Consider the following 3,341-nt stretch of genomic DNA (forward strand, 5'->3'; position numbering starts at 1 on the left):
TGTTGCCCGTCACTTTCGATGACGACGATTGCGTCAATGGGGTTGACGACGATCCGATGATGGGAACGGCCCCGCTCGGTGTGGTGAGCGGGGCCGTGGTGGGCGTGGTGACGGGGTGCCGGTCGGGTTGATGCGGTCCTGGTCGGTTTGACGCGAATCGGGTTCAGTCCGTGGCGGTTTCGGCGATGGCGATACGTGTGGCCTTTTCGTCGACGATGGCGTGGTCGGCGGCGAACGCGGCGGTCAGCGCGTGCAGGGCCAGGTTGTTGACCGCACGCGGGTGACCGCGGGAGGCGTTGTGGATCAGCCCGATCGCATCGTCGGAAAACAAGGTATCGGCCCGTCCGGCGATTTTGCAGTGATGGGCGATGTAGTCGGCGGTTTCAGCGCCGCTCATTCCGGCGATGGTGTAACGCACGGCGATGCGTTGATCTAGTGCAGCGAGCACGCCCAGTCGGAGCCGGTGGCGCAGGCTAGGTTGGCCGATGAGCACGACCGCGAACGGGGATCCGGAGTCCATGTCGTGGTTGGTGAGCAGCCGGATCGCTTCGAGCTGAGTGTTATCGAGCAGGTGGGCTTCGTCGACGACCAGCACGGGGTTGCGGCCCCGCTCGACGTGTTCGGTGGCCAATGCTTCGGCGGCTTGCGGGGTCAGGGTGGCCCGGTGAAAGGCCGGGGTGTGCCCGAGGGTGGCCACGATGTGGGTGAGCATGCCGCGCACCCCGATGGTGGGGTTGGCCAGGTAGATGAACACGTGCCGGGAGGGATCCAGTGCGGCGGTGGCCGCCCGCACGGCCACGGTTTTGCCGGCGCCGACCTCGCCGGTGATCACCCCGATCGCGCGCTGGTCCACACACCAGCTGATGCGGGCTACCGCCTCACCGTGTCCGGTATGCCGATGCAGCATGGTCGGGGCCAGATCGCGCCCGAACGGCATCCGGGTGAATCCCCAATGTGATTGCAGCCGTTGAATACTCATGCCGACACCTCACCTTCGGGTTCGCCTTCGCTGTCGAGGTCGTCGAGGGATAGCTGGCCCGGAATCTCGCTGTAGTCGCTGTCACCGTAGAGGGCGTGGTAGCCGATGCGTTCGTCGCGGCGCAGCTGCTCGTGGTGGACGGTAGCGGTCAGCTCCAGATAGTCGATCCCGGTCGGGCTCGGCGCCTCGAGCTCGGGGGTCTCGGGTTTGGCTTTGGGGTGTGCGTGACGCGAGATCGTGTGCGGCAGGGCTTTCCCATAGGACTTGTCGTGGTAGCGGACCTCGACGGTTTCCAGGTCGAACGGGGAAAACACCAGCTCGACCCGCCGACCGACCAACGCCGCGTCGACCTGGTAGGTGTTGGCGTGCAGCGACACGGTGGCGGTCTTGGTGACCACGCGGTACTCGCTCCATAAGAACGCCTCGGTCAGCCCGTCGGCAGTGGGTATCGCTGGGGTGCGCCCGAGCCGCTGCCAGCCGGCGTCCCAGCGGGCCAGCGGAGGCTGCCCGGTCTCGGTATGGGTCCGGCGGTGATATTCGGTTTCGGTCCAGGCCACAAACAGCCGGTTAAGCTCCAATAACGCAGTGGCGTGATCCACCCCCGCGGTAGTGAGATCCTCGCTGGTGGTGTCGGTGACCTCGATGAGGAACTGTTCGCGCACGGTACGAAAGAATCGTTCGATCTTGCCTCGGCCTTGGGGCCGGCCGGGTTTCGAATGGACCAGGCGCACCCCGAGTTTCGCGCACGCCCGCAACAACCACGCATCGACGAAAGCAGAGCCGTTGTCCACGTAAATTCCGGCCGGAACCCCGCGGGCGGCCAGCGCGGGGCGCAACGCCGCGGCGAGGCGCACGGTGTCTTCGGAAAAGCCGAAACGGTAGCCGACCGCCAGCCGTGAATGATCATCCAAGAAGGCAAAGAGGTAGGTTTTGCGGTCGCCGACTCTGGGCCCGTGCAGGGCGTCTCCGACCCACAGCTCGTTGGGGTCGGCGGCCTCGAACCGGCCGAACACCGCCGGGGCCTCACCGCCACCAGGTCCCATCAGGTCTAACCGGTGGAAATGGCGCAGCAGGGTCGACTCCGAGGGCGCCCACCCGGTCGCGGTGCGCAGGATGCGGGCCACCTGGGTGGCGGTGCGGGACGGGTTTTCCCGCTTCAGCGAGGCCGCCAGCTCCAGCACCTGCGCATCGGTGCGGGCCGCCAGCCGCCGCGGCTCGGGCACCAGCGCCTCGAACCCGCCGGCCCGGTAGCGGCGGATCCAGCGATCCAACGTCTCACGTGAGATGCGGATCTGGTTGCCGAACGGGTCGGTATGAGTTTGGCTGGCGATCTGGCGCACCAGCTTGCCGCGCTGCTTGGTGGATAACCCCTCATCGAGGGCTGGGCAGATCAGCTGATAGCGGAACAACCCGATCGCTTGGGCCCGCTCGCGGCGCTTGTGCTCCTCCAACGACATCTTGTCGGTTCTCCTTCCAGTCGAAGGCCTGCCTGAAACGGTTGCCGGGCAGGCGCCTTGGTGAGGATCACCGATCACGTCGCTGCGCGTCAGGGGCGATTCGTGTTGCGCAGCCTCAGCTGCGCGATGGCGACCATGCCGGGGCCAGTAGTCGCCCGCCGCTGGCCGCGACCGCTACCCGATCCGGCGTCACCGCGCCCAGCAACCCGGCCGCACCGAAGCGGAACCGGATCGCCGCGGTCGCTGTCGCCACGGCCGCCAACATGTCGCGCCACGGGCAACCCGCCCCGTCGGGGATCGCCGCGTCCACCCCGGCAGCAACCGCCACACCCAAAAACCAGACTCGAACCGTCTCCAGCCGCGACCCTGTGCGACGCAGCCAGCCCCGCACCGTCGCCGCAGGTACACCCAGGCTCACGCCGATTCGCCGATGCCCAGCTCCCTCGCCGCGAGCGGTCAACGCAGCCCAAATGCGTTCGGCCGCATAAGCTCTGCGCAACAACGTGGTCACCGGCAACAACACGTGCGTCACCGCGCAGGTCCGGCAACGCGCCCGCCGCGGCCGCACCGGATAGGCCAGCCCAGCGATCCTTCGCACACGGGCGTGACCCCACCCACCCAGCACCCCGCCGCAGTCAGGACACCCAATCTCCCCAGCAGCCAACCGCGACTCGACGCGGACGACATCAGCCTCTACCGTCACCATCAGTGCCTCCGAGCACTACAGCGCGGCACCCCGCAGTCCCGCTAAAGACTCCGCGGGGTGTCGCGCACCCTAATCAGTTCCTCGCCACACTGACGGTGCACACGAACAAGATCAACCCAGCGATGAAGCCGAGGACCACATCGGCAAACTCAATGACGAACAGGACCCCAGTGGTCGTCATCCAAAGAGACGGTCAACA

General features: G+C 66.9%; 3 protein-coding genes. All 3 read right to left on the minus strand.

The features are described from left to right. Positions 1–163 precede the first annotated feature (163 nt). Positions 164–979 carry an ExeA family protein gene (locus tag AC5Y5O_RS31840; RefSeq protein WP_101930927.1) on the minus strand — a complete coding sequence of 272 codons (816 nt, stop codon included), beginning with the start codon at positions 977–979 and terminating at the stop codon, positions 164–166. Further along, a complete protein-coding gene (locus AC5Y5O_RS31845; protein WP_101930928.1) occupies positions 976–2,436 on the minus strand; it encodes a DDE-type integrase/transposase/recombinase in 1,461 nt (486 codons plus the stop codon). Before AC5Y5O_RS31845 ends, AC5Y5O_RS31840 begins: the two co-directional genes overlap by 4 nt. 115 nt (positions 2,437–2,551) lie before the next feature. Next, complete coding sequence (locus AC5Y5O_RS31850; RefSeq protein ID WP_101930929.1) at positions 2,552–3,142, minus strand: hypothetical protein; 591 nt, start codon at positions 3,140–3,142, stop codon at positions 2,552–2,554. Positions 3,143–3,341 lie beyond the last annotated feature (199 nt).

The sequence above is a fragment of the Mycobacterium sp. NGS40 genome (genome assembly GCF_059812735.1).

What these genes read in the sequence shown, in the direction of transcription:
- AC5Y5O_RS31845 (WP_101930928.1), bottom strand. Translation starts at nt 2,436, where the DNA reads ATGTCGTTGGAGGAGCACAAGCGCCGCGAGCGGGCCCAAGCGATCGGG.
- AC5Y5O_RS31850 (WP_101930929.1), bottom strand. Translation starts at nt 3,142, where the DNA reads ATGGTGACGGTAGAGGCTGATGTCGTCCGCGTCGAGTCGCGGTTGGCT.
- AC5Y5O_RS31840 (WP_101930927.1), bottom strand. Translation starts at nt 979, where the DNA reads ATGAGTATTCAACGGCTGCAATCACATTGGGGATTCACCCGGATGCCG.